Here is a 23,170-nt window from a genome sequence, read left to right on the forward strand (position 1 = left end):
GTAAAAATAAAATTAAAAAAAGGGGAATTTTCATGAAGCTAATTGGTATTAAAACAAATAACTGTTTTTTGGTGTCTGACAATATTGAGGGAAAGAGATATTGTCATAGTCAATTAGATGAATTGCTATTCGATGGGAAACGAGCATCTGAAACGTATAAGTCAGACTGGTTTAAGTTAGATAAGGAGCCAAGAGTTATTGAAAAGCAATTGCCAGCTAAAAAAATCAATCATAGGTATGAATTAAAAAAGGGATTCCAAGAATCTGAATTAACTCCAAAAGTAATTAAAGCTTCTTACATAGGTGAAGACAGTGAATACTATGAAGTGAAGGGTCTATATGATTTGAAATTTGAAGAAGTCCCACAACAGAATCAAAAAATTGAGTTCGAAATGAACGTAATTGAAGAGATTGACGGAGAACTTAAGCTGCAAAGTCATAATTTTAACTTGAATTATAACTTACTGGATAGAATTCAAACTCATCCAATGCTTCTTGAAACAAAGCCGTGCTACTTGTCCCGAGAAGAAAGCTATAAGATTATCAGAAACCATATAAAAGCCAATATAAACCCTAAATTTGCAAGAATCACGAGTGATTATGATTTCTGTTTAACTGTGGTCAAGGTTCTGGAGCTTTACAAACCTCACGAGTATATAGTTGATCTTAATGCAATGTACAAACGGAGAAAGCCTAAACTTGAGAAAAGATTTCAAACAAAGCGGGAAGTTGAAATTTACAATGTTGCACCTAAAGCCTATCAGAGCTACCCAATTGTAGAACCGTTTAGTGGAAAGGACGTTGAAGATTTAAAGAGTAATATTAAGAAATTTTTAGATGATCTGATGGCTAAAATCAACGAGCCTTTAGTTGAATGTAAATGCTGCAAAGGAAGAGGGGTTATTTTAAATGAAAATTAAATTGGACAAAGACTACATGGTAAATGAATTAGGGCTGCCGGAATCTTCACTACTGGAAGAAATCACTGACACGTCTAGGTGGAGCATTCACTATAGAATTGTGTTCTCATATCAGGGTCGCTTTTTTGAAACTTTCTATAGCAAAGGTGCAACTGAAAACCAGTATGAAAGCCCTTGGGAATTTGAAGATCAAGTGGATTGTTATGAAGTGGAGTTAAAAGAAGTGAAGGTTAGAAAATGGGTAAGAAAAGAAACTGAATAAAAACGATATTTAAAGAGAAGGGTTAATACCCTATCTCCTAAAGTCTTCAATATTGTAACGTCTTTCACCGCATTGCAGACATGCATAGTCAGTATGAGCACCAAGTGTGTATTCTCTGCCTATTTGAGAATGATCACAGTGCGGATTACCTTTGTTTTCCCATTCTTTAGCGATTTCATCAATTTCTTCTGGAGAAAGTTTAATCATGAATAGCTCAATCCTTTCAAAGAGAGATACTCATATTTTACCTTAAGGAGTTGAGTAATCGTATTGATTTCTGAATAAAAGTAATTTTTTATTCAAATAAAGGAACCAGTGCACTTCTCAGCCAAAGACAAATTAGAGTTTTAAGTACAACGAAATAAAGTAGCGGATAAAATGAAATGGAAAATAATTTAAAGCGAACACTTGTTCCTTTATGCATTTTGATATATAATTTAAGAGTACCAAATATTTCAAAAAGGAGATGGGAGTATGAGTGAACAGAGGCTTAGAATCGGAGAAATACGGTATGAGGTTTTTGATGATTATGATCTATACACAGGGGAGTATTTAGGAAAATCTCTCGGCAATGCTTATTTTATTGCTAGAATTGAAAAGGAAAGTGTAGTTCAAGTAGGGATTCAGAAAATTAATTACTCAAGTGATGCTAAAATTGGTTTTGATGCTTTTGGAAAAGAAACAGAAGAGAAAATAAACGAACATCTTTTAGCTGTGTTTAGTTTAATTGCAGCTGGTGCAAAAGATTATGGTCTTGAAGGAACTATTTAGAGTTAGGCTGGGCTAGTTTAGAATTAAACTAGCCCATAAAACATAACGAATAAGGGGTTAACTGAATGCCAAACATAATTTCTAAAGAGCAAGATGAAGCAATTAAATACTTTAGAAACAAATTGAACTTGTCAGACAAGGACTTATACATACCATTGATTAATTTTGAACTACTTAGAGACAAGAATGAACAATATGCGAACATTCTTTATGAGCTGTATAAAAATGATCCTTATTTGTTTATTAGAGCTTTAAAGGAAGGTTATGTGGTTAATCAACCTATTGAATTTGATGAGGCCATTGTACGTTTCTTTAATGGAGAAGAACTGGCTATTGTACATAAAACAACCGGTAAGAGATTTAATGTTAGTGTGAAAATGAAGCAGCTACCCGACGGATTTACGTTGCAAACAATGGATATGTGGTTGTGGAATGAGCTTGTTTAATATGACAGAAATTTTTCTTTTGTTAGACACCTTCTTGTTTATTTAATAGAAAATATTTAGAGGGGTGAGGAAGTTGCCTAAACTGGGAATAATCTTAATTGCGTTCATTTTATTTCTTGTAGGTTGCGATAAAAATGAACCAAACGGAGGCAGAACAAAGATGCAAAGCTTAGTTGGTTATGTCGTACTTAAAGACGATGATAGTGCAATTCTCATTACTAGTAAGGAAGCTCCATCAAAAGAAGATTATAAGCTTTCCGAAGAAAAACTTATTAACAAATATAAAAATCAAGTAGTGATAATAGGCTTAAGTGAACTTGATACCAAAAATGACCTCAAACAAGGTGAAAAAATAAAAGTATGGTTCAATATATTAAAAGAATCAAATCCTCCAAGAACAACAATACAAAAATACGAAGTGTTATAAAAATATAGGTTAATTACCATTGTTGGTTACTTTGCCTTCTGTAGCGCTAGGAAAATCCAATGAAACAAGCCCCAGATAAAATGATAATTTTATTCGAATTGGAAGATTGCAATGAAATACAAAAATAAAAAATATAAAAGTTTATAAAACATGTAGACAAAGCTAAAAAATATGTATATAATAAAATTAAGTTAAAGGGAAGGAGGCGAATTACTTGGAGGTACTTGGGATAACAGAGAAGGCATTAAGCTATTACAGAGAAAACGTTAAAGGCAACAAGACAATTACTCCTGATCAAGCACTGTTAAAGATGATAAGGAATGTCTCACTTGTCAAAGAAACTCATCCTGAGCGAGTTAAAAAACGTTTATTTTGCACAGAGTACGCTTACGGAAATATGTTAATCAAAGTTAACAGAAAAAAGCAGGTATTTGAAATTGTAAATAAGTCAGGATGCTTTTCTGACCAAAATGATTGGAAGTTCCCAAAAAGAAGGTACATAGAACTTAGTAAAGAACTTGGAATCAAAGACTGCAAGTTTAGTAAAATTACATATTCAAAGAAAAATCAAAACAGACAAAAATAAAAATAGAGGATGATAATTGTATATGGCATATAAGAAAAAAGATGATATTAAAATTAACAAAAAACACGGCGGGAAAGAATTCACAAACAATTTTAGGTTTGTTGGTTTAGTTAAACCTGTAAGAAAAAAAGATCCAGAAACAGACAGTTGGTATGATGCTGAAATTTTTGAAACAACTGTTACACAAACAAAGAAAAACAGAAGGGTGCTTCAGTTTAATATCGAAACTGCACCTTATAATGAATTAAAAGTAGAGCTTTCTGGCATGGAACGAGATTTAGTTTATGCTTATAGTTCTGTACATAAAAAAACAGTTCCACTTCCATGGGCTGACCGAAACGATAAGACCAAACTACCTGATGAAACATATCATGTCATTACGCCAGAATGGGATGTAACTGAACAATTAGCTAAAATCGTGAAGCCAGGTATGTGGGTAGAAGTTCAAGGCCAGTACGAATTTGATTCTTTTGAAAACAACAACGGAGAAGAAATCAAATTAGTGAAACGAATTATTAAAAGAGTTTATCCATTGAAAAATGGAGAAGTTGAAATTAAAGGTGTGAAAGATGGGGATCAATTTAAAGTGTACGACTCAGAGGAAGATGGAATCTGGCTCGGTAGTGGAAAAGCAAAAGAAGGTGTTGCAAAAGTTAAGGTGGGTTGGTTAAACCCGGATGGTGGAGATTTATTCATCGCCAAAATTACTGACGATGGTGAGGGGAAACGTTTTAAAGTAAGTTACACTGATGATGTTGTTGAAACGGATAAGATTAAGGTGTCGAATAACATTCAAAGTGAAGTTAGAGTAGTAGAAGCAGATGGCAAATACAATTATGTGCCTCATGTAAGAGACTTTGCTTCTGAAGATTTTAAAGAACATAACAAATTTGAAATGCAGCTAGGGATTAAGAGTACATACCAAGACGAAGAAACAAAGGATACAAAGGTAAATGGAGTTTATCTTGATCATGGAAAAGAAAAAAGTGTTCCAAAAGATGTTGAGCTTATTGTTTATTATAAAGAACCAGAAGAAGGCAAAAAACCTTTTGCAGATGCATTTGTTAGTTTAAAGAGAGGCGATTTTCTGGTTGTTGAAGGGATAGACAATAATAGAGCACAATTTACACAAGTCGAAGTTGCAGAATCAGAGGAAGAGAATCCTTTTGAAGATGTAGGGGAAAAAGTTGCTTCTTTTGAGACAGTCTCAACTGGAACTCGAAAGGGTCTAGAAATATTGAGATACATTGTCGGTACATGGAAGAGCGAATTCTTATCGGAGGAAGAGATTTCTAATGAGAAAAAACCTAATGAAGATCCTTTCGCTGAAGTAACTGTAGACGACGATGACCTGCCTTTCTAAGATAAGTTGCGACTTAATAATAATTAAATTATAAGGAGAGATTGAATGAGTTTCCGTAAGAAAATTAAAAATAACACGCCAAAGGTTGAACTACAATCGATCATGACACTAGTAGCAGGAGGATATAAGACAGGTAAGACACGTCTTTGGAAAGAGGTAACTGAATTACACTATTCAAACCCCGAAGAAGCTTTATTGTTGTCTTTTGAGGACGGGTACGAGACATGGCAGCTAGACAACATCGTTCCTCTCCATGATGAAGGAACAGATAAAAACCTTTGGAAAGTGTGGGATTACTTTAAAAAAACAGTTGTCCCAGAATTAGTTCAAGAGGCAAAGACAGGGAGAATCGTTAAGCTTATTGGAGTAGATACAGCAGATAGAGCGATCGATGCTTGTACAGCTTGGATTCTGTACGATAGAAATAAACGCTATGGGAAAACTTTTGAGTCACTTCAAGATATTTCTGAGTCAACTAACGGCAAAGAAAACGGATGGACTGCTCTTTATGAAGAACTAAAAAAGCCTTTTGACACATTAAAAAATGCAGGCTACGGACTGATGTTTCTGGCCTGGACAAAAGAAAAAGAAACCACCCTATATGATGGAATGAAATATAATTCCGTTCAATTAATGATGCCCAACTCTGGAAGAAAAGTTTTTGAATCACAGGCAAGTCTAATCTGCTGCTTACATAATGAAGTTTCTGTATTAGATAAACAAGGCAATGAACTAGAAGATAACATTAAAGATAAAAAAGGACGTGATAAGGCAAGTAACTTCCATGACACAAAAGTTATGATGTACTTTAGACCATCTGAGTATGTTGAAATTGCAGGCGGACGTTATACTGAACTACCTGAAAAAGTTGAATATAGTGCAGAAAACTTTTTAAAGACATTCGAGAATGCGGTGCTTGGCCAAATTAAAAAGACTAATCGAACTGTTCATGAGATAAAAAAAGAGGAAGAACAACTTAGGGAGGAAAAAATCCAAGAGGCAGCTGAAAAAGCTGCAAATGATCCTCAGACGTATTTAGATGAGATCACATCTTTAGTGTCTGACCAACCGCCTGCAGTGAAACGCCAGCTAGCCGATGCCTATGCAACAAAGTTTGATGGGCAAAAGAATTATAAACAACTTAATTCGGTAGAAGATCTTAAAGAAGCTTTAATAATCACTAAATCTGTACTTAATGCAGTTTAATAAAGGGGAGTTTTTCTCCCCTTAGTTTATAAAAGGAGAGCGGATATGAGGGAAGTTAAATGCCAGTGGTGCGGATCTAAAGGGGTAAAAAAAGAAATGCTCTGTGAAGCAAAACCAACTGGGAAATACAATAAAAACGGCACTGAAAAGTACATAAGGAAATATTTTCACGATAAGTGTTATGTTCAATATGAGAAGGATAAAGCGTTTAAAGAAAAAGAAGCAAATGAATTTGATGAACTCTACCTATACCTTAAAGATCTACATAGACTAGAAGGATTAAGTAAGAGAATGATTGAAAGGTTACAGGATCTAAGAAATGGAACGGTTAAATATCAAAGTCAAAAAGTTAAAAGATATAAAAAAGGAGTTCCGTTTAGAGACATTTTAGACACCTATAAGTATTCAGAACAGCAATTACATAAAGCAAGGGATTACAAACAGTTCGAATCACCTTGGCACGAATTTGCGTATTTCTTGAGTATTATAGTTAGTAACATAAACGAAGTAAAAGAAAGGAACAGACGCTTAGCACAACAAGACTCAATTCGTACAAGCGTTATAAAAAAACAAATTCAGCTTCAGGATGAAATTGATCTTGAGGTTAAAAGGAATAAAAACAAGAAGGATGAATTAGATATTTCAAGTTTATTATAGGGAGTAAGCAATGACAAAACAAAAATATATAGAAGAATTTGTTGAACCCTCACATATTCATGAAGCTCTGTTTGTAGGTTATTTATGGTCGAATCCAATGCTTTATCAAAGATACAGAACCCATAAAGTCTCAAGTGAGACGTTCACAGAGTCCATTTGGTACTTCTATTACACAGTAGGGTCTCAGATGTTCGAAAATGGCATTAGAGACTTTGATGATAAAACAGTATATTCATTTCTAGTATCTAGACCCAAAGAAAAAAATAAAAAAAGTTATATCGACGCTTATAATGACTTTGGTGGTTTTGAATCAATAGAAGAGTTAATGAACGAATGCAAAAAAGACAGCCATAATGAGGAATATCATTTTAATGAAATTCAAAAGTACGAGAGTTTAAGGAAACTGCAGCAGGCCTCACTTATTGATATTACGAACTGCGAGTTAATCCATAAACTGACTGCAATGACTTTAAAACAATTACAACTGTATATACAGTATAAACATAAAGAAACCTTTGCTCACATTAATTCTGGTGATGTAATTGAACATGACCTTGTGGATGGGCTAGATGAAACAATTGAGGATTTAGATTCAGGGGAGTCTATGGGATCACCATTGCACGATTCACCTCGATTAAATAGGAAAATTAAAGGTTGGAAAGACGGTTCTCTTTATTATTTAGTCCTATCCTCCGGTGTTGGGAAAAGTTCAATTGCAATGGAAAAATTCATTTTAAGTCTTTTTGAAAACCAAGAGAAGGCGATTTTAGCTATAAATGAAGAAAGTGTAAAGAAATGGCGTTCGCTACTGCTTGCGACTATTTCATCTAAGGTATTAAAGAAACCGATTAACAGAGAAAAATTATACGAAGGTAATTTTAAACAAGAGATGTTAAATAAATTAAATGCAGCAAAAGACTGGGCATGGGAGCGAGGACAAGGATTAATTAAAACACTGGAGTTAAAGAAGTATAGAGTAGAGGATATCCTCAGTCGTGTAGAGCTATATAGACCAAAAGGATACAACAAACTTATAATCGATACTTTTAAACCTGATAGATCACAAAAAGATATGGCTCGGTGGGAAGCCTTTTCAAATTCAGCACAAGAATTGCACGATTTAATAAAAGAAGATAATCAAAATGTTGGAACGTTAGCTACTGTGCAGCTGAAGTTAGGTAAGGAAACAAGGTTTTTGGATTTGGACTCAACAGGTAAGAGTATGGAAATCAACGAGGTAGCTGCGGTTGTAATGATGGGTAGATTGCTTTTTGCAGATGAATACACTGGTTCTAAAAGCAAATATGAGTTAAAACCGTACAACTATAAAAAAGATGGATTAGGAAACTGGTATGAAGAAGAGTATAAGTTAGATCCTAAGAAAACATACTTAGTTCTTTTTCTAGCAAAGAACCGTTTCGGAAGTGAAGAAGAGCAGATTATATATGAAGTGAATTACAGTATTAACTCGTTCGAAGAAGTTGCATATGTGAAGGTTCCAAGAATAGGAGGATCATTCTAAGAAGGTGGCGATTAATGTCCGATCTACAAACCATTAGGGAAAGAATTTATAAGGAAGAAAAAATACAAGATGTTTTAGAAGCTCTTGGATGTTGGGGCATCAGCACCGAACAAGGAGGTAAGTTGTTTGTTGCTGGACTTCCTGACGGTGATAATGAACGAAGTGTTCAAGTCAAAAACACACCCTCTTTAACTTCAAATATCAGAAGCAAGGGAATATCAGGATCAATATTTGATGTCATATCCTACATACTTTATGAAGCTAAATCTGAAGATGATAAAAAAGCATGCCTTTCAAAGAGCAAATTTTGGTTATGCAATAAACTAAATTATTTAGAGTACATAGATGGATTTTATAAATTAACAAAAGAAAAAGAAAAACCACAACCGAATAGATGGCTGCACAAGCTTCAGAAAAATCGTAATAAGGAAGATGGAATAACCGATGAGAACGAAATATTGCCCGAAAGTGTTTTGGATCAGTACGGAAATATTCCGTATTTAGGATGGTATAATGAAGGATTGTCACTTAGGACCCAAAAGCTTTTTGGTGTAGGAATTGATGTAAGATCTGAACGCGTAACTTTTCCGGTACATAATAAGAGTGGTCAATTAATTGGTGTTAAAGGGCGATATATTGGAAATGACCCAGTGGTTAATGATAAATATAAGTATCTCTATATACAGCCCTGTAATAAGTCAATTGAATTTTATAATTTACATAGAGCTCTCCCTCACATTAAGAGACTGAAAGAAGCAATAGTGGTCGAAGGTGGCAAAACCACCTGGTATTTAACTCAATGGGGGTTTAAAAACTGTATTTCAATTGAAGGAGACAGTATGTCTGATGAGCAAATAAGGATACTTAAAAATTTAGGAATTGGGATTAAATTTGTATTTGCATATGACAAAGACAAAGATGCCAAATTCATTGTTAATGAGGTATCCAGGCTTACAGGCAGATTACGTTACGGAATTTATGACAAGGACAACCTTTTATCTGATAAAGATTCGCCTACAGATAAAGGATACGATGTTTGGACTTCCTTATACGAAAACAAATTTAAAATAAATAGATAGGATGGATGCTGTTGATTTATAAACTTATAGGGGAGAATGATTATAAAAATCCTATTTATACAATAATAAAGAATAGAGATATTAATGCTGATACGTTCTTTAATTTAAATTCATCAGTTATAAATCATTATTCCCTATTAAATAATATGGATAAGGGCATTAATTGTTTATTGAAACATATTGAATTAAAGAACAATATATTTATCCAAGTTGATTCTGATTGTGATGGGTATCTATCAAGCGCAATCCTAATTAATTACCTAAATCAAGCCTTCCCTGGTACTAAAGTAAAATGGAGGCTTCATGATAAAAAAGATCATGGGGCCTCACTGGAAACAATACCAGAAGATACGCATTTGTTAATTATTCCTGATGCAGGAAGTAACCAATATACGATACACCAAGAGTTAAAAGAGCGGGGAATAGATACGTTAGTACTTGATCACCATGAATGTGAAAAAGAATCAAATGCTGCAATCATTATAAATAACCAGCTCTCAAATAAGTATCAGAACAAAAGACTTTCAGGTGTGGGTATTGTTTATAAATTTTGTAAAGCTTTAGATGACAAACTTTGTTTAGACTTGGCTGACAGCTTCTTAGATTTAGTTGCAATTGGGAATATTGGCGATGTAATTGACTTACGGGAACCAGAAACACGTTATTATGTAAAGAAGGGCTTAAAGCAAATTAAAAACCCACTGATAAAAGAAATCGTGGGCAGACAATCATTTTTCTTAGATGGAAATATAAATATACATTTTACGGCATTCTCTATTGTTCCATTCATAAATGCAGCTATACGCTACGCAACAATGGAGGAAAAGACAGATATGATGAAGGCATTACTAGGCAGTCAAGAATCTGTTTATTATCCAAGGAAGAAAATATACGAGCCTATAGTAAAGTCAGTCGCCAGAAGAATTTCAAATACGAAGAATAGGCAGAAAAAATCACTTGAAAAACCAGTTAATGTATTAATTGAGCAGCTTATCAAAGAAAATAAAACGAATGATAAAGTAATAGTTTTAGATGTTTCCGATGAATTAAAATCCTCATTTACAGGGCTTGTAGCTACCCAATTAGCTAAGAAGTTTAAGAGACCCGTAATGTTAGGCAGGAAAACAAAGGAAGGGAAATTTGGAGGGTCTGCAAGAGGATATGAAAAAAGTGGAATTAAAGACTTTAAAAAATTACTTACTGAAACAGGCCTTTTTAACTTTTGCGAAGGGCATGCAAATGCATTTGGTTTTGAAATAGAAGCTGAATACTTTGAAAACTTGAGTACTCAATTAAACAGCATTATTGAAGCAGATGTTTTATTAGAAGATGTTCATGAAGTAGACTTCATTATCCCCGCAGCAGACATGGATGCTACTTTAATTAAATCTATACATAAATATAGGGACGACTGGGGATCAACAGTTGAAGAACCCCTAATAGCAATTGAAGGTATACAAATAAATAATACTGATGTAAGAGTATACAAAAACAGAACATCAACGTTTGTTATTAATGTTGGAGAATACAAATTGACTAAACCGTACTATAAAGGCGATTTTGATGAATTGTTTGATAATGGAGACGAAACATTTTATTTAGACGTAGTTGGTAAATGCAAGGTTAATAAATATGAAAATAAATCAGCTCCTGCAGTAGAGATAGTTGATATTGAAGTAACAGATAGCTTCTTATTTTAACGGGATGAGGTGATGCCGTGATTATAAAACCAAAGTTAGAAACGGATATAACAAAACTATACGAAAAACATTGGGTAAATGACTTTGATGAGATAAATACACTATTTCATAAAGATGAGCCGAAACTCTGTGTTCTTGACTCAGAGACTACAGGTTTACATATCATTAAAGACAAACCGTTTATGTGGGTTTTTGGCTGGATGCTCCCAAAAGAAAAAAGAACAGATGAAATTAAAGGAAGGGTATTTGCTTTTGATTCTAAAGCCGAAATTCTTTTACAAGTAATTGCCCTAACAAAAAAATGTGTAATGACTGTTGGTCACAATGTGAAATATGATTTGCACATGTTAATAAACGGCGGTATTTCTGAAAAAGTTGTTTACGGGTTGAAAAATATTACAGATACAATGGGCCTTTGTAGGTTTTCCTTTGATGCTGTATCTGCACGAGACGGTGGAGATGTTTTAGGGCTTAAAAAAGTATCAGAAAAGTATATTGATCCAAAGGCAGGCGAGTTTGAGAAAGAGGTAAAGAAAGAACTACGAAAAATAAATGATGCTAAGCGAAATATATTAAAAGAATTATTAAAGCCCTATAAAGGATGGGGACTTGGAAAAATTAAAGAAGCGTACAAAGTAAAAAAGCGAAACGAAATGGACTACTTTACAAAAGAGAAAAAGCAACGGTGGCTGAAGGTGCCTGAAGAAATTGAAAATGTGTATTTTAAATGGATGGAAGAAAATCCTTTTGCAGATTACTCTGAAGTAGACCGAGATATAATGATGGAATATGTCCATAGTGATGGTATCTATACATTAGAGTTAGTTGAATTTACTTACCCTACAGTATTAAAAAGAAAACAAAAAGCCATTCTTGAACAAGAAAATAAACTGATAATCGAATTATTAAAAATGGAACGTGTTGGTATGAAAGTAGATATGCCTTATTTGCACAGCTGCTTTAAAAAATGTGAGGACGAAATTCAAAAACTGTATGAAGAACTATGGGGAATTGTTGGAGAATATTTCACCGTTTCTCAAGGGACAGTAATTGCTGATTACTTTGAGAAAAAGCTTGGAGAGAGACCAGAAACAACTGATAAATCTTATCTTAAAAAACACAAAGATGATCGTGTATCCCAATTAATTACAAGACTTAGACGACTTGAAAAGTGGCAATCGACTTATATCTCAAGGATTATTGAAGTGGCGCAATATGATAATCATTTTTATACTCAGTATGGGCAGTTTAACACTGTGTCTGGAAGGCTGGGATCAGATGCGCAGCAATTCCCTAAAGAAAGAATTCTAACAGAGGAAGGAGAGCTCTACGAGAAAGAAAATGGAGAAGGTAAGGCACCGATTGAATATGAAATTTTCTCTCCGAGGCGAGCATTTATAGTTGAAGGAGGAAATTACAACAAAATTGCATACTTTGATTTATCACAAATAGAGTTAAGAGCACAGGCAAACTATACAGTTCTGTTGAAGAAGCCTGATTTAAACCTATGCCGAGCATATATGCCTTTTAAATGTACTCATTACATAACTGGTGAAGAGTTTCGTTTTGATACGAAAGAAGAAAGAGCAAGGTGGTATGAAAAGAAAGAAGACGGAACTTCAGTTTGGCTTCTTGAAAACGGAGAGAGCTGGACTCCCACTGATGTCCATAGCGAAACATCCCATAATACATTAATGGCATTGGCATTTAAATGTGTAGACAAGTATAAGCAATACGAACATGAAAAAGAATCTCCAGTTGATGAAAAATCTTTTAAAAAGTTCTGGAGATACATAGGAAAGATGTTTAACTTCATGCGAAACTATGGAGGCGGTGCTAAAAAAGCATCGGAAGCACTTGAAGTCTCAATGGAAATTGCTAATGCCCTTGTCTCAGGTTGGTCAAATACCTTTCCAGAGGTATCTTATTATCAGAAACAAGTTGCAGCTAAAGTACAAAAGAATAGCTATGCAACAAATATGTATGGGAGAGTTTATTTCCTTTCAAATACTGATAAAGCATACAAAGTAGGGAACTATCTTGTACAAGGCTCATGCGCAGATATGTTAAAAGGATATGTTATTAGGATTGGGGAATTTTTAAGAGAAAACAATTGTAAAACTCTTCCCTTAGCTAATATTCATGATGAATTGCAGTTTTTAGTGTACAAGGGTGAGGAATGGATTTTTCCTCATATTAAACGAATTATGGAAGACGTTGAGTGGATGCAAGTGCCTGTAGTAGTGGATTTAGAGATTACAGAAACTACATGGGCTGATAAAAAAGAAGTCCAAATTAAAGCAGCGTAAATTTAAATAGCTAGGAGAGATGAAAATTTTCAAAAAACTGATAGACAAACATAAAAAATATGTATATCATAGAATTAATGAAATGACACTTTTTGCTACAATTGGTTTGTTAGGAGTAGGGCTCATATATAGCGCTAAAAACTTGTATACACATCAAGACAGTCAAGTCTCAATAAAAGAGTCATTTTATTTAAATAAAAAAGAGGTGGGACAAAGACTTATTCATGAAATTGACGTTCCAAGAATCCTTCCCAGGCTAAAGAGTGAGGAAGAAAAGCAGGCTGAAAGTAGAAAAAAGTATCTTAATGCGACGGTTACATATCTAACAGAAGAAAATAAAAAAGCTGCAAAACATACAAAGACAAAAAAAGTGCAAAAAACAAATAAAAAGAGAAGCGAAGATAAATCTGCTTCAAAAAGTACTAACGCCAAAGCAGTGAAGAGTCATGAAGTTGTTGCCACTGCTTACACAGCATTTTGTTCTACAGGGTGCACAGGGAAAACAAAAACCGGCTATGATGTATCAAACACATCCTATTACAATGGAAAAAGAATAATCGCTGTTGATCCAGAAGTAATTCCTTTATATTCATTAGTGCAAGTTTCATACGAAGGAAATAGCTTTAAAGCATATGCAATAGATACAGGAGGAGACATTAAAAACAATCGTATAGATATTCTGATGGACAGTGAGCAAGAAGCAAATGCATTTGGTCGAAAAAATGTAAGAGTAAGCTGGTGAATTGATCCAAATGACAGAAAGGTATAAACATTTCAACAATTCGTTCGATGCAATACATAACATGAAATATATCCCAAGGAAAACTATTACATAGAGAGAGTGAAGAGGATGTTCATTTTGGATAAAGAGGCCAAGGTAAAATCAACTGGAGAGCGTGGGATTATTGAAGCGATCTATCCTGAAACAGAAACAGTAGAACTTTGTTATTATGATGGAACTTATGATGAAAGACGTTTTGATGATGTTGTTATGGCAACAAGCAGTTAAAATGCAAGACAAAAATAAAAAATAGGGTGAGATAATTGAAATGCATTCAAATTGAAATGGCATTTACAGACGAATACGGACAGGTGACCAAATTAAATAAGACTTATAAACCGTCGATTATTGAAGAACATAAAGGGGAAATTCCCGGATTGTTGTTAGATGATTTTAAGAGGTTTTTGTCGTCACTTGGATTTAATGAAAAACAGGTTTCTAGAATAATAATAGAATATTAAGAGGTTTTTTATTGAAGGGAGGTGGTATTAAATTGCCTGAACACTGGAGTTATCCTGTTGGACTAGCTGTAGAGATCAACAATAATGCTCGTTATGGATGCCCGCATCATGTTGGGAGAAAAGGGAAAATTATTGAGCATTTACACTCAGCTACATATGACTATGCAGTTAGCGATGAAACAGGTGACATTACTTACTTTAAAGAACATGAATTAACGCCACTAAAGGGAGGATTAACTTATGTTTAGAAAAGGTCAAAAGGTAATTGTTGATTTTACAGATGAGATCGGGGCTGTAGCGAAAGTAGATTATCGATACAACCAGGTAGAAGTAAAGTACCCTGATGGCACTTACCAGGTTGTTGGAATTCATAAAATAAGAAAGGTGGAGGATTAATGACATTAATTATTTTGGAGGGGCCTGATTGTTGTTTTAAATCCACAGTTGCTGCGAAGCTAAGCAATGAACTGAAGTATCCAATTATCAAAGGTTCAAGCTTTGAGTTGGCCACAAGCGGGAATGAGAGATTATTTGAGCACTTCAACAAATTAGCTGACGAAGACAACGTGATTATTGACAGGTTTGTTTATTCTAACTTGGTATATGCAAAGAAATTTAAAGATTACTCGATCCTTACAGAGCAACAGCTTCGATTTATTGAAGATAAAATTAAAGCAAAGGCGAAGGTAGTGTACTTACATGCTGATCAAAGCATTATTAAGGAACGGTTAAGCGTACGGGGTGATGAGTACATAGTAGGAAAAGACATTGATTCAATTTTAGAGTTATACAGAGAAGTTATGAGCATTGCTGGATTACATACATATTCATGGGATACAGGGCAATGGGGCAGCGACGAGATTGTTGAAGATTTGATTCAATTATTTGAGTAAAACAAAGAGGGAAGGAGTGAACTAGCACTCCTTAGTTAACTACCGTGGTTCTACTGTGATTTTATAAATAACATAATTATCATTAATATCATATGCATAAATCACTGCTGTGCCCAGTGTTGAATGAGAAGAAACAACACCGCCGGAACTAATGCTAATGAGGTTACTGCCAGATACTATTTCCCATCGGGTGTAACCTGTTAATAGGGAAACGTTAGAATTCCTTAACATGTGGAAATCAACTGTACCAATGGGATCACCTAGTTGTTTAACTTGGTCAACTGATTTAACAGGCGTAAGAGCTGAGGCTTGTGATGTAAAAGCAGGGAGAGCCAGAGTGGTTAGAGATAAGGCAGAAACAATCAATCCTTTGTAAAACTTTTTCATAAGAATTACCTCCCAGGTTTTGATTGTGATACAACTCTAGTCTAGCATGTCAAATATTTGAAATGTGTGAAGTGTTTGTGAAACTGATTAAAATATCTCATTTATCAGAAAGGGTGGAGAAGGGTTGCTTAAATTAAAATTTAGAAATCAAACACTGGAATTGCGTAGAAAAATGTCCTTGCAATTACATAGTTTATTAGAAGACATGGCAGCTTGGTCATTTAATGAAAATGAAGCTCAAAAATATATTGAAGAATATGGATTAGAGTTAGTTGAGAAGAGTGTAAACAATAAATTCAAGCTTCAAATAGTAGACAAGAATAAAAATATTTGGGGGGAATTAAAACCCAAAGAGCCAGGGTACATTGGATATTTTGCACAGACTGAATAAAAGATCAATTTTATAGAAAGGAGACAAAGGCTATTTCAGAAGAACTTAAAAACAAAATAAATAAAAATGAATTTAGAAAATTTGCAATGGGTTCAAATTCATCAGAATGCCAAAAACTCCTGAAGGATTTAGAAGGAACATTTAAGAGTATGGCAAATTGTTTGGTACTTATAAAGACATCTCAACCAGTAATAAGCGGTAATTATTATGTTGAACATCAAGATATTCTAAATTATCATTTAGAGTTCTTCTTAATTAAATATTCAACCATTCTTGACCAACAATTGCTGATTTGTAATGCTGCCTTAAAGCTGGGATTTAATGAGAAACAATGCAAATTAAATCATCTGAATTTTAAAAGAGATATGAAAAAATCATCTAAACTGTTGTACAAAATGTTTTGCAAACATAAAAAACAATTTTTATATGAATCTCGTTTAAGAAATAGGATTGTACATCAGGGGTCTATTCATTACCCAACTCTAGAAGTTTTAAAAATATTTAATTCATTTGTTACGTCATCTGAGTTGATTAATGAGCATAATGGTACTCCTATTCAGGAATTTCAAGGTGTTGAAACATTGCGAAAAGAGTTAGAAGATAAACTAAACAAGGCAATTAAATATAATAATGATCTTCTCAACTTACTTTTCTCTGAGCTAAATAATAAGAATACTAAATAAAATTTGTCTTTTATACAAATGCAAAATAAGTGGAATTGAGAGGTGAGATGAATGGATAGTTACCCAGAATCTTTAAAAAGAGAGGCAGAAGAAATTAAAGAGCGTGTTAGGAATGGAAAATTCAAAGAAGACAGGATTAAAGAGATTGCAGAAACGACAGTTGAGTTTTTGCAATCAGAGGAGAAAAGACATAAATACTTTTCTGAAGTTGCTGCAGCTATGGCTGATAACTTAAGTGAATTTTTCAAGTCGTATTTAAAAGGAGAGTGAATATGTTAACTGATCAAGAAAAATTGACTTGATAAACGCTCTTGACTTTGTAGTTATTGAACCACATACACAAAGCATTTACGTACATAACGATGAAAAGACCAATGGAGTATTAGCTAAGGTCTTGAACACTATTTCAGTAGATGAATATATTGAGAGCTTTATAAAAGGGAGTCTAATTGATATCTTTCCAGCAGCAATGCAAGAAGCCGGTGCGGAAGGATTTAAAGGTGGACAGTTTGTGATTATGCCAAAGAAATTTTATGTTGATCAATGTTATGCGTTGAGTAAGGAAATTGAGCGGTTAACTAACCTAATCGATCTCCACAATTTTAAACAAAATACATATCGAGGCTTGATTCATTAAATTGATTCAAGAAAAAACGAAAGGATAAAGGGATGTTTATTGAAAAAGTATTATGTAAGGTGTAAAGACAACAAAGGTGAGAATGCGTCTCTAGTTATTGAGGCGCTATCGCCTGAACAAGCAAAAGAACAAGCATACAAATTATATAGGGTTAGGAGTATTTATAATGTAAGTCTGGGAGAAGGAACGTCAAGGAATTATCTTGAACGAAAATATTCTCCGTACATAAAAAATGATAACAGCAAGGCAGTAATTATCTTTTCATAAGGAAGGACGCCTCCATGTGCATATCTGAATCAATAAAAGAAGCTCTCGTGCAAAATATGGATCAACTTAGCAGCAAAATCGATGAGTTGTTTATTTACCTTGAAAATGAGTTGCCCCCAACAAGTGAAAGGCAATGGAAAACTATAGACAAAAAATTCGGTGAGGTTTTTACTAAATCTAACGAATTACAAAATTACATAAGTTGTTTATAAAGGTGAGCAATATCCCTTTGAGGTAATAATACCTGTGATACTTATTATTCAAAATCACTATTGTTTCTTAACAATTATTTATATGATTGGTAGCATTTATTAAAGAAAGAAGGTGATTTATGAGATTGTCTGTTTGATAAGTGTTGGTGTCAGGTGAGATTTATATTTTTACAAAGGGGATATTTTAATGAACAAGTCTTTTTATCGAACGATCTTAGCATTAGTTGCCGTAGTTGTATTGGCCTTTGCAACATTTCCTCAAAATAGTGATGCAAAGAGTACAATCCCAACAGATAATATCGATAAGGATAAAGTGAAATCAGAAGCAGAGTTTATTGCAGATCACACTATTGATGTGAGTAAAAAGACTAAGGAGAAACTTCTATCAAAGGCAGAAAAAGCCATTGAAGACGGAGACATTAAGTATCATAAATCAAACGAAAAGGTATTTGATAATGCATCAGTTAGAGCTATCAAATATGATGATGGTACAGTAACTTATTCAGTTTCTTATTTATACGTGGACACTGAAAAAGTAGACAGAGTTAGTTCATTTAATGTTTCGTTTAATAACGATATGAATATTGAAGAGTACTATGAAGTTGATATGAAGAAAATCAGCAGCACTCAAAACGAAATGACTTATTGGGTTAATGGCGTTAAAGATGAGGACAAGTCTGGCGTCTTTGAAACAGAAAAAACTTCAAAAGACAAAGGTAGCTCATCTAACATGATGAGTACTCAGAGTTGGACTGGATGCGTATCAGATTGTTTAGGGGATAAGAATATTAGCCAATGGGCAATTACTGGTTTAGCTATTTTATGTGGGGCTGCATGCACAGCTGGTGTTCCAGCAACAGCGGGAACTGCTTGCTATGCTTGTGTAAATACTGCTGGTATTATTGGTGTAAATGCATTCTTTGATTGTATGGAGAAGTGTAAATGATCAATATCTTAAGTAAAATACTATTTATTTTGTCTGGTTGTGCATTGTTGATCTTTGGGATTATTTTAAAGAATGGATCAATGGCTTTTGGATTGTTTGCCTTATTCTTCATAGCGGCAATAATTGTTCGTGTATTTCATAAACGAGCTGAAGACCATTAACAGCAGCCGTATTGTACTGTAGGGGAGGAAACTCTCCTACTCTTCTTGAAAAATAGATAAAAAAACAATAGACAAATACAAATAATATGTATATAATTAAAATAACTTAGAGCGAAGGGAGAGGGGTAATGAATCATATATGTGACATCTGTAAAGAGTACATAAACGGAAAAACAATTTGTCTTAGAATCAGCGATGATAAAACTTATGTAGACTTCAATTGTTGTGAAGGTTGTGCAAAGGGTTATTCCGAGAAAGTGAAGAAGGAATGCAGTAATTTAAGCGTTAAAAAGACATTAGAATATTTAAGGCTAAACAACAAATACAAAATAAGCGGATGAAATATTCCTTTTATCTAAAATGTGAAAAGAAAAACGCCATAAAAACTTCTTATGGCGTTTACCGGACAAGGAGGTGAAATTTAAAAAAGGCGGCTTTGGTTAGGAAACCCTAAAGACTAGTAAAGGAATGAAGCACCAACAATGATTAACAGGATGAATAGCACCACAACTAACACGAAGGAGCTGTTGTAACCATTTGTCATGTTATCACCTCTTTTTATTGGAGATAGTATAAGATATGCCAAACAATAAATTTCGACATGGATCTAAGTCTAAAGGAGAAAAAATGAATATTTTGTCTAAATTTAAGAGTTTATAGAATAAGACAAGGAGAGATACATATGAACAAAGAAAAATGGGTAATCGTAGTTAGGCGTGATGGAGATAAAAACAATGGAAAAGTATATAACAATTTTGTTACTGGAGAAGATTTGACTTTTACAAACTTGGAAGAAGCAGAAAAGTTCGCAATGAAAATCGAGACAGAAGGTAGAGGATTATGGACATTAGTGGAACCGTATAGCAAGCATGTGCTAACTGAAAAAGCTTTTGATGACAGTTTTATATCTACTATGAAAGCTAATCGTGAATCAACCCATGAGTAAAAAGGGGAGCTACGATGAATGAATGAAATGCCATATCTGTGATTTATTCTCGCAGCAAAATAAAAATGTGAAGAGAAATAAAGAAAAAAGAAATATTCATAATTTCCCGGGTAAGCGCAGGATGTGACAAATCAAAACAAATAATGAGGAGTGGCACAGTGCAATTTGCAATTAATGTCCTTGAAATCATCGGTCTTTTGTTGATTGGGCTTGTATCAATAGATACATATGGATCGAAAAGGAGAATAAAACCTCAAATTACTTTTGGATTATTAGTTATAGCTGGAATGTCATTCATAGCCGGCTTGGTTTTATTGATTATCAGTAATGTCTAAATAAAATTCAATTTTTATCGTGAAAGGAGTAACTGAAATGAAGGATAAATTAACATCAGCAGTTCACTTTATTGAGGTCAATCGAGATGAAATGGGTGACAAGGAATCACTGAACATGCTTCTAAAAGCATTAAAGAAAATCATCAATGAGGGAAGATAATGGAGTTTCATATTCTTGAAGATAAACAAATGAGGGATATTGGTTTTACGGATCACGTGAAATCAAAGTGGTACTTCATAAAATCAATTCAACCTAACATCACATTTAATTTAACAATACATAAAAAAAGTCTCAAGGGTGAAATTGACGTATTAGATGAAAGATACTTACAGCCATATGATTATCAATACTATATGAAAGCTTACACAAGAGAGGAACTTGAATTTCCATACGTTACTAATGATAAAGTGCAAGAAATTATGGCTAAATTTATTGAACAAGGAATTATAACAGAATATGAAATGGGGAGCTACATTTAAGGAGGTGAATAAGTGGGGAGACATCAAGCTAAGTTTGAAGGCAAGATAATCAATAAATCATATTGATTGGACGCACTCGGTCGTTTTTCTGAATATGAGAAAATAGAACTCAACTGTTTCTTCGAAGGAATCATTGACTTAGATCCAATTGAAGTTGGGGGCAAAGTATACATCCCTGGTTTTAATGAATATGTAGTTGTTACTGATAGGCAGCGGAACACCAATAATGAATGGACGTATCAGACTGATAAGATCATTAAAACAATTGAAGACAAAGAAAGCCTTGAAAAGGCGATACAAGAGCAAGCAAAACTTGAAGAAGAATGGCAACAGCGTGTAAGACAAGAAAATCAATGTGTTAAAGAACAAAATGACAATCGCAAAACTTCCTGGTGGAAGAGACTAATTACTAAAAATTAAAGGAGAGATTTTTATTGAATAAGGATACAAAAGATATTTGGAACGGTTTCATTATTGGATCAGGTTCGTTAATTTTAGTTGGGTTACTTATTTTTGTTGAAGCGTTGGCTATGTCACTAATTGTTTACTACGGATTGAATCACGTATTAACTCCTTTGCTTATTGATACATACAACATTCAAAATGCCCATGTCACTTTACCTCATGCATTTGTTATTGGTGTTTTACTCAATGTATTTGTCAAAGGTGTAAAACGGTCAGATCAGGAAAAAGACGAGAACATTTTCAAGAAAGCCGGTAAGTCTTTACTTCGTTCAGCTTTCGCTTTGATTGTTCTGTATGTTAGCACATTGTTTATCTAAGGAGGCACTTAAGATGAGTAATGATAATGCTGCAAAGATTATTTTTAAAAAGAAATCAACTGGGGGAATAGTCGGCGAAATGAAAGTTACACCTTTACCTGCTGACACCATTTTGCAAAACGACAATAAGTCTAAATAAAAGTTTTATTTTAAACCAATTTTGCAAAAGGAGAGGCAGATATGATTTTAAAGGAAATCTCTGTTTATAAAGAAAAATTTAATAATTATTTACCGAAGGAAACGAAAATTGTCCTTCACTGCCAGAACATTGAAGCTGTTGAGGATGAGGACAAAATCATAATAAACACTGGTAAGGATTCATTAGCTTTTAAAGTGTTTGGTTTAGACGGAACACATACAGACCCATTGAAAATGAAATTGACAAGCTATGAGGGAGAAACAAAAGTGGTCAAGGTGAACGTAGATAAAATTAAATTCAACACAGATGGAGACTTGGCAGTTAAATTAGAATTTAAAGCACTTAATTCATTAGGGGGCGACATCGGCGAACCTGGAATTTATTCATTACATTAAAAGGATGATTTTATAGAGAAAGGAGGAAGAAGGAATGGCTTACGATGAGAGCAATGGTAAATTAATTAATCCTAAAATTAGCGATGTTATTGAGGTACTACAAGAACAGCTTGAATTTTATGGGGACACTCCTTTTAAGTGTTGTGTTAATGGAGAAGATACAGAGAATGAAATTCAGGTAGACTTTTATAAGAATGTTTTATTGTTTCATTTAGAGGAAGCTTAAAAGGGGGTGAAGTAAATAGATACATACAATGTAATCGGTTGTCGGTTTAAACATTATAAAGGCGGTCTATATAAGGTTATTGGAGAGGCAATTCATACTGAGACAGAAGAGAAGCTTGTTACATATGAAGACCTGGATGGCATTCTGCGGGCAAGGCCTAAAGACATGTTCTTTGGAACAGTTGTGGTTGATGGAAAAGAAATAAAAAGGTTCACAAAAATAAATTAGGAGTTGATGTAATAACATGAAATTTTTTGAGGTGTGTGACCCATATTATGCGCTAATTAAAGCTAATACAAAGGAAAAAGCATTGAAGCTATATACAGAAGAAGTTGCGGACGATGACGGGAACTTAAGAGATGAGATCAAAGAAGTCGGTATGTTGTACGCAGCTGTTAAACACAGTCGAACAGTAACCGAGGATCAAGAACTGTCCCCAATATCAGATGTTCTCGAAGAACTTCAAAGTAATGAAGAAAGAGTATTGATTATGGATGGAAGTTTACTTTGAAGAATAAAAATAAATTAAGAGGAGGATAAAGATGAAAATGAAATACGGTCTTTATTGCATGGGAACACTTGTTAATACTTATGATGATGCTATTGAGGCTCATAATGATGCTGTGTATGCTCAAGAAGAAAGTGGAGTACCGCATGAGGTAAGAGAAATTCATTGAAGAAAATGCAGTATGTGTTTACCGATGGAGCGATGACTGTAGACACAAAATTGAAAGATTCACAGATGTTGAAGGGGCTAAAAAGCTTCTTGGAGAAGGATGGCCTAAACAATAATAAAGGAA

40 protein-coding genes and 2 pseudogenes are annotated in these 23,170 nt (G+C 33.9%); 39 read left to right on the forward strand and 3 right to left on the reverse strand.

Features of this window, described 5'->3' with window-relative positions:
- Positions 1–32: 32 nt before the first annotated feature.
- Both G4P54_RS09640 and G4P54_RS09645 read left to right on the forward strand, forming a co-directional pair.
- Positions 33–920: a hypothetical protein gene (locus G4P54_RS09640; protein WP_167872500.1), complete on the forward strand. Its 888-nt coding sequence runs from the start codon at positions 33–35 to the stop codon at positions 918–920.
- Positions 910–1,182: a hypothetical protein gene (locus G4P54_RS09645; RefSeq protein ID WP_072589242.1), complete on the forward strand. Its 273-nt coding sequence runs from the start codon at positions 910–912 to the stop codon at positions 1,180–1,182. The genes G4P54_RS09640 and G4P54_RS09645 overlap by 11 nt, the downstream gene beginning before the upstream one ends.
- A gap of 30 nt (positions 1,183–1,212) precedes the next feature.
- Here G4P54_RS09645 and G4P54_RS09650 read toward each other — a convergent pair whose 3' ends face one another.
- Positions 1,213–1,389, reverse strand: coding sequence for a hypothetical protein (locus tag G4P54_RS09650; protein WP_167872501.1), 177 nt, complete (start codon positions 1,387–1,389; stop codon positions 1,213–1,215).
- 267 nt (positions 1,390–1,656) lie between these two features.
- Here G4P54_RS09650 and G4P54_RS09655 point away from each other — a divergent pair, with 267 nt between their 5' ends.
- The 17 genes from G4P54_RS09655 to G4P54_RS09735 all read left to right on the forward strand — a co-directional run bounded on the left by G4P54_RS09655 (position 1,657) and on the right by G4P54_RS09735 (position 15,383).
- Positions 1,657–1,953 carry a hypothetical protein gene (locus G4P54_RS09655; protein WP_167872502.1) on the forward strand — a complete coding sequence of 99 codons (297 nt, stop codon included), beginning with the start codon at positions 1,657–1,659 and terminating at the stop codon, positions 1,951–1,953.
- Positions 1,954–2,018: 65 nt separating this feature from the next.
- The gene (locus G4P54_RS09660; protein ID WP_167872503.1) at positions 2,019–2,399 is read left to right on the forward strand and encodes a hypothetical protein; all 381 of its coding nucleotides are present in this window, start codon (positions 2,019–2,021) and stop codon (positions 2,397–2,399) included.
- 73 nt (positions 2,400–2,472) lie between these two features.
- The gene (locus G4P54_RS09665; protein ID WP_167872504.1) at positions 2,473–2,826 is read left to right on the forward strand and encodes a DUF3221 domain-containing protein; all 354 of its coding nucleotides are present in this window, start codon (positions 2,473–2,475) and stop codon (positions 2,824–2,826) included.
- Between the two features lie 214 nt (positions 2,827–3,040).
- Positions 3,041–3,412, forward strand: a complete 372-nt coding sequence (locus G4P54_RS09670) for a hypothetical protein (RefSeq protein ID WP_167872505.1) — start codon at positions 3,041–3,043, stop codon at positions 3,410–3,412.
- 22 nt (positions 3,413–3,434) lie between these two features.
- Positions 3,435–4,775 carry a hypothetical protein gene (locus tag G4P54_RS09675; protein ID WP_167872506.1) on the forward strand — a complete coding sequence of 447 codons (1,341 nt, stop codon included), beginning with the start codon at positions 3,435–3,437 and terminating at the stop codon, positions 4,773–4,775.
- 45 nt (positions 4,776–4,820) lie between these two features.
- Positions 4,821–5,981, forward strand: a complete 1,161-nt coding sequence (locus tag G4P54_RS09680; RefSeq protein WP_167872507.1) for an AAA family ATPase — start codon at positions 4,821–4,823, stop codon at positions 5,979–5,981.
- Between the two features lie 45 nt (positions 5,982–6,026).
- A complete protein-coding gene (locus tag G4P54_RS09685) occupies positions 6,027–6,638 on the forward strand; it encodes a hypothetical protein (RefSeq protein ID WP_019712325.1) in 612 nt (203 codons plus the stop codon).
- Positions 6,639–6,648: 10 nt separating this feature from the next.
- On the forward strand, positions 6,649–8,160 hold the full coding sequence (locus G4P54_RS09690; RefSeq protein ID WP_167872508.1) for a DnaB-like helicase C-terminal domain-containing protein: 1,512 nt from the start codon (positions 6,649–6,651) through the stop codon (positions 8,158–8,160).
- Positions 8,161–8,174: 14 nt separating this feature from the next.
- Positions 8,175–9,239, forward strand: a complete 1,065-nt coding sequence (locus G4P54_RS09695; protein WP_003231078.1) for a hypothetical protein — start codon at positions 8,175–8,177, stop codon at positions 9,237–9,239.
- Positions 9,240–9,244: 5 nt separating this feature from the next.
- Positions 9,245–10,939, forward strand: coding sequence for a DHH family phosphoesterase (locus G4P54_RS09700; protein ID WP_240939759.1), 1,695 nt, complete (start codon positions 9,245–9,247; stop codon positions 10,937–10,939).
- A gap of 17 nt (positions 10,940–10,956) precedes the next feature.
- Positions 10,957–13,248 (forward strand): DNA polymerase, encoded by a 2,292-nt coding sequence (locus G4P54_RS09705; RefSeq protein ID WP_167872510.1) that lies wholly within the window; start codon positions 10,957–10,959, stop codon positions 13,246–13,248.
- Between the two features lie 25 nt (positions 13,249–13,273).
- Positions 13,274–13,990, forward strand: a complete 717-nt coding sequence (locus G4P54_RS09710; protein ID WP_167873855.1) for a 3D domain-containing protein — start codon at positions 13,274–13,276, stop codon at positions 13,988–13,990.
- Positions 13,991–14,107: 117 nt separating this feature from the next.
- Positions 14,108–14,257: a hypothetical protein gene (locus G4P54_RS09715; protein WP_004399415.1), complete on the forward strand. Its 150-nt coding sequence runs from the start codon at positions 14,108–14,110 to the stop codon at positions 14,255–14,257.
- 35 nt (positions 14,258–14,292) lie between these two features.
- Entirely contained in the window at positions 14,293–14,490 is a 198-nt protein-coding gene (locus G4P54_RS09720; protein WP_087960917.1) for a hypothetical protein, read from the forward strand.
- A gap of 32 nt (positions 14,491–14,522) precedes the next feature.
- Entirely contained in the window at positions 14,523–14,738 is a 216-nt protein-coding gene (locus G4P54_RS09725) for a YorP family protein (protein WP_167873856.1), read from the forward strand.
- Complete coding sequence (locus tag G4P54_RS09730; protein WP_167872511.1) at positions 14,731–14,886, forward strand: hypothetical protein; 156 nt, start codon at positions 14,731–14,733, stop codon at positions 14,884–14,886. Before G4P54_RS09725 ends, G4P54_RS09730 begins: the two co-directional genes overlap by 8 nt.
- Positions 14,886–15,383 (forward strand): deoxynucleoside kinase, encoded by a 498-nt coding sequence (locus tag G4P54_RS09735; protein ID WP_167872512.1) that lies wholly within the window; start codon positions 14,886–14,888, stop codon positions 15,381–15,383. Before G4P54_RS09730 ends, G4P54_RS09735 begins: the two co-directional genes overlap by 1 nt.
- A gap of 39 nt (positions 15,384–15,422) precedes the next feature.
- Here G4P54_RS09735 and G4P54_RS09740 read toward each other — a convergent pair whose 3' ends face one another.
- Positions 15,423–15,770 (reverse strand): BLB8/JUQZ-1 family protein, encoded by a 348-nt coding sequence (locus G4P54_RS09740; RefSeq protein ID WP_106294053.1) that lies wholly within the window; start codon positions 15,768–15,770, stop codon positions 15,423–15,425.
- A 124-nt stretch (positions 15,771–15,894) separates the two neighbouring features.
- Between G4P54_RS09740 and G4P54_RS09745 the strand changes: the two genes are divergently transcribed.
- The 7 genes and pseudogenes from G4P54_RS09745 (at position 15,895) to G4P54_RS09775 (ending at position 19,408) form a co-directional block, all read left to right on the forward strand.
- Positions 15,895–16,161 carry a hypothetical protein gene (locus G4P54_RS09745; RefSeq protein WP_167872513.1) on the forward strand — a complete coding sequence of 89 codons (267 nt, stop codon included), beginning with the start codon at positions 15,895–15,897 and terminating at the stop codon, positions 16,159–16,161.
- Between the two features lie 86 nt (positions 16,162–16,247).
- A complete protein-coding gene (locus G4P54_RS09750) occupies positions 16,248–16,844 on the forward strand; it encodes a Cthe_2314 family HEPN domain-containing protein (RefSeq protein ID WP_167872514.1) in 597 nt (198 codons plus the stop codon).
- A gap of 51 nt (positions 16,845–16,895) precedes the next feature.
- Positions 16,896–17,114 carry a hypothetical protein gene (locus tag G4P54_RS09755; protein WP_167872515.1) on the forward strand — a complete coding sequence of 73 codons (219 nt, stop codon included), beginning with the start codon at positions 16,896–16,898 and terminating at the stop codon, positions 17,112–17,114.
- A 2-nt stretch (positions 17,115–17,116) separates the two neighbouring features.
- Positions 17,117–17,481, forward strand: a pseudogene (locus G4P54_RS09760) (hypothetical protein).
- A 39-nt stretch (positions 17,482–17,520) separates the two neighbouring features.
- Positions 17,521–17,748, forward strand: coding sequence for a hypothetical protein (locus G4P54_RS09765; RefSeq protein WP_167872516.1), 228 nt, complete (start codon positions 17,521–17,523; stop codon positions 17,746–17,748).
- Between the two features lie 399 nt (positions 17,749–18,147).
- On the forward strand, positions 18,148–18,906 hold the full coding sequence (locus G4P54_RS09770; protein ID WP_167872517.1) for a hypothetical protein: 759 nt from the start codon (positions 18,148–18,150) through the stop codon (positions 18,904–18,906).
- 289 nt (positions 18,907–19,195) lie between these two features.
- Positions 19,196–19,408 (forward strand): hypothetical protein, encoded by a 213-nt coding sequence (locus tag G4P54_RS09775; protein WP_019712334.1) that lies wholly within the window; start codon positions 19,196–19,198, stop codon positions 19,406–19,408.
- 116 nt (positions 19,409–19,524) lie between these two features.
- On the opposite strand, the gene G4P54_RS09780 is transcribed toward G4P54_RS09775, so the two are convergent.
- The gene (locus G4P54_RS09780) at positions 19,525–19,611 is read right to left on the reverse strand and encodes a YjcZ family sporulation protein (protein WP_081719797.1); all 87 of its coding nucleotides are present in this window, start codon (positions 19,609–19,611) and stop codon (positions 19,525–19,527) included.
- A gap of 138 nt (positions 19,612–19,749) precedes the next feature.
- Between G4P54_RS09780 and G4P54_RS09785 the strand changes: the two genes are divergently transcribed.
- The 13 genes and pseudogenes from G4P54_RS09785 to G4P54_RS21285 all read left to right on the forward strand — a co-directional run.
- The gene (locus G4P54_RS09785; RefSeq protein WP_167872518.1) at positions 19,750–20,013 is read left to right on the forward strand and encodes a hypothetical protein; all 264 of its coding nucleotides are present in this window, start codon (positions 19,750–19,752) and stop codon (positions 20,011–20,013) included.
- Between the two features lie 158 nt (positions 20,014–20,171).
- Positions 20,172–20,348: a hypothetical protein gene (locus G4P54_RS09790; protein WP_167872519.1), complete on the forward strand. Its 177-nt coding sequence runs from the start codon at positions 20,172–20,174 to the stop codon at positions 20,346–20,348.
- A gap of 37 nt (positions 20,349–20,385) precedes the next feature.
- Positions 20,386–20,508 (forward strand): hypothetical protein, encoded by a 123-nt coding sequence (locus tag G4P54_RS21475; RefSeq protein WP_263463365.1) that lies wholly within the window; start codon positions 20,386–20,388, stop codon positions 20,506–20,508.
- On the forward strand, positions 20,508–20,828 hold the full coding sequence (locus G4P54_RS09795; RefSeq protein ID WP_167872520.1) for a hypothetical protein: 321 nt from the start codon (positions 20,508–20,510) through the stop codon (positions 20,826–20,828). The genes G4P54_RS21475 and G4P54_RS09795 overlap by 1 nt, the downstream gene beginning before the upstream one ends.
- 66 nt (positions 20,829–20,894) lie before the next feature.
- Entirely contained in the window at positions 20,895–21,248 is a 354-nt protein-coding gene (locus G4P54_RS09800; RefSeq protein ID WP_167872521.1) for a hypothetical protein, read from the forward strand.
- Between the two features lie 14 nt (positions 21,249–21,262).
- Complete coding sequence (locus G4P54_RS09805) at positions 21,263–21,610, forward strand: hypothetical protein (protein WP_167872522.1); 348 nt, start codon at positions 21,263–21,265, stop codon at positions 21,608–21,610.
- Positions 21,611–21,623: 13 nt separating this feature from the next.
- A complete protein-coding gene (locus G4P54_RS09810; protein ID WP_167872523.1) occupies positions 21,624–21,749 on the forward strand; it encodes a hypothetical protein in 126 nt (41 codons plus the stop codon).
- A 41-nt stretch (positions 21,750–21,790) separates the two neighbouring features.
- Positions 21,791–22,144 (forward strand): hypothetical protein, encoded by a 354-nt coding sequence (locus G4P54_RS09815; RefSeq protein ID WP_167872524.1) that lies wholly within the window; start codon positions 21,791–21,793, stop codon positions 22,142–22,144.
- Positions 22,145–22,178: 34 nt separating this feature from the next.
- Positions 22,179–22,370 carry a hypothetical protein gene (locus tag G4P54_RS09820; protein WP_041056314.1) on the forward strand — a complete coding sequence of 64 codons (192 nt, stop codon included), beginning with the start codon at positions 22,179–22,181 and terminating at the stop codon, positions 22,368–22,370.
- A 33-nt stretch (positions 22,371–22,403) separates the two neighbouring features.
- A complete protein-coding gene (locus G4P54_RS21280; protein WP_277348622.1) occupies positions 22,404–22,598 on the forward strand; it encodes a DUF1653 domain-containing protein in 195 nt (64 codons plus the stop codon).
- Between the two features lie 16 nt (positions 22,599–22,614).
- Positions 22,615–22,881 (forward strand): YosH family protein, encoded by a 267-nt coding sequence (locus tag G4P54_RS09830; protein ID WP_166851988.1) that lies wholly within the window; start codon positions 22,615–22,617, stop codon positions 22,879–22,881.
- Between the two features lie 31 nt (positions 22,882–22,912).
- Positions 22,913–23,047 carry a hypothetical protein gene (locus tag G4P54_RS09835; RefSeq protein ID WP_167872525.1) on the forward strand — a complete coding sequence of 45 codons (135 nt, stop codon included), beginning with the start codon at positions 22,913–22,915 and terminating at the stop codon, positions 23,045–23,047.
- Positions 23,043–23,162: pseudogene (locus tag G4P54_RS21285) on the forward strand (hypothetical protein); the annotation flags it as partial. The gene G4P54_RS09835 and the pseudogene G4P54_RS21285, both read left to right, overlap by 5 nt.
- Positions 23,163–23,170 lie beyond the last annotated feature (8 nt).

The sequence above is a fragment of the Bacillus tequilensis genome (assembly GCF_012225885.1).
GTDB lineage: Bacteria > Bacillota > Bacilli > Bacillales > Bacillaceae > Bacillus > Bacillus tequilensis.

Coding starts and splice junctions, on each gene's coding strand:
- G4P54_RS09685 (WP_019712325.1), top strand. CDS start 6,027: ATGAGGGAAGTTAAATGCCAGTGGTGCGGATCTAAAGGGGTAAAAAAA.
- G4P54_RS09815 (WP_167872524.1), top strand. CDS start 21,791: ATGATTTTAAAGGAAATCTCTGTTTATAAAGAAAAATTTAATAATTAT.
- G4P54_RS21475 (WP_263463365.1), top strand. CDS start 20,386: ATGAAGGATAAATTAACATCAGCAGTTCACTTTATTGAGGTCAATCGA.
- G4P54_RS09775 (WP_019712334.1), top strand. CDS start 19,196: ATGAATCATATATGTGACATCTGTAAAGAGTACATAAACGGAAAAACA.
- G4P54_RS09795 (WP_167872520.1), top strand. CDS start 20,508: ATGGAGTTTCATATTCTTGAAGATAAACAAATGAGGGATATTGGTTTT.
- G4P54_RS09810 (WP_167872523.1), top strand. CDS start 21,624: ATGAGTAATGATAATGCTGCAAAGATTATTTTTAAAAAGAAATCAACT.
- G4P54_RS09650 (WP_167872501.1), bottom strand. CDS start 1,389: ATGATTAAACTTTCTCCAGAAGAAATTGATGAAATCGCTAAAGAATGG.
- G4P54_RS09780 (WP_081719797.1), bottom strand. CDS start 19,611: ATGACAAATGGTTACAACAGCTCCTTCGTGTTAGTTGTGGTGCTATTC.
- G4P54_RS09750 (WP_167872514.1), top strand. CDS start 16,248: ATGGGTTCAAATTCATCAGAATGCCAAAAACTCCTGAAGGATTTAGAA.
- G4P54_RS09770 (WP_167872517.1), top strand. CDS start 18,148: ATGAACAAGTCTTTTTATCGAACGATCTTAGCATTAGTTGCCGTAGTT.
- G4P54_RS09740 (WP_106294053.1), bottom strand. CDS start 15,770: ATGAAAAAGTTTTACAAAGGATTGATTGTTTCTGCCTTATCTCTAACC.
- G4P54_RS09755 (WP_167872515.1), top strand. CDS start 16,896: ATGGATAGTTACCCAGAATCTTTAAAAAGAGAGGCAGAAGAAATTAAA.
- G4P54_RS09640 (WP_167872500.1), top strand. CDS start 33: ATGAAGCTAATTGGTATTAAAACAAATAACTGTTTTTTGGTGTCTGAC.
- G4P54_RS09655 (WP_167872502.1), top strand. CDS start 1,657: ATGAGTGAACAGAGGCTTAGAATCGGAGAAATACGGTATGAGGTTTTT.
- G4P54_RS09695 (WP_003231078.1), top strand. CDS start 8,175: ATGTCCGATCTACAAACCATTAGGGAAAGAATTTATAAGGAAGAAAAA.
- G4P54_RS09690 (WP_167872508.1), top strand. CDS start 6,649: ATGACAAAACAAAAATATATAGAAGAATTTGTTGAACCCTCACATATT.
- G4P54_RS09660 (WP_167872503.1), top strand. CDS start 2,019: ATGCCAAACATAATTTCTAAAGAGCAAGATGAAGCAATTAAATACTTT.
- G4P54_RS09730 (WP_167872511.1), top strand. CDS start 14,731: ATGTTTAGAAAAGGTCAAAAGGTAATTGTTGATTTTACAGATGAGATC.
- G4P54_RS09830 (WP_166851988.1), top strand. CDS start 22,615: ATGAAATTTTTTGAGGTGTGTGACCCATATTATGCGCTAATTAAAGCT.
- G4P54_RS09835 (WP_167872525.1), top strand. CDS start 22,913: ATGAAAATGAAATACGGTCTTTATTGCATGGGAACACTTGTTAATACT.
- G4P54_RS09645 (WP_072589242.1), top strand. CDS start 910: ATGAAAATTAAATTGGACAAAGACTACATGGTAAATGAATTAGGGCTG.
- G4P54_RS09820 (WP_041056314.1), top strand. CDS start 22,179: ATGGCTTACGATGAGAGCAATGGTAAATTAATTAATCCTAAAATTAGC.
- G4P54_RS09785 (WP_167872518.1), top strand. CDS start 19,750: ATGAACAAAGAAAAATGGGTAATCGTAGTTAGGCGTGATGGAGATAAA.
- G4P54_RS09735 (WP_167872512.1), top strand. CDS start 14,886: ATGACATTAATTATTTTGGAGGGGCCTGATTGTTGTTTTAAATCCACA.
- G4P54_RS09675 (WP_167872506.1), top strand. CDS start 3,435: ATGGCATATAAGAAAAAAGATGATATTAAAATTAACAAAAAACACGGC.
- G4P54_RS09700 (WP_240939759.1), top strand. CDS start 9,245: ATGCTGTTGATTTATAAACTTATAGGGGAGAATGATTATAAAAATCCT.
- G4P54_RS09680 (WP_167872507.1), top strand. CDS start 4,821: ATGAGTTTCCGTAAGAAAATTAAAAATAACACGCCAAAGGTTGAACTA.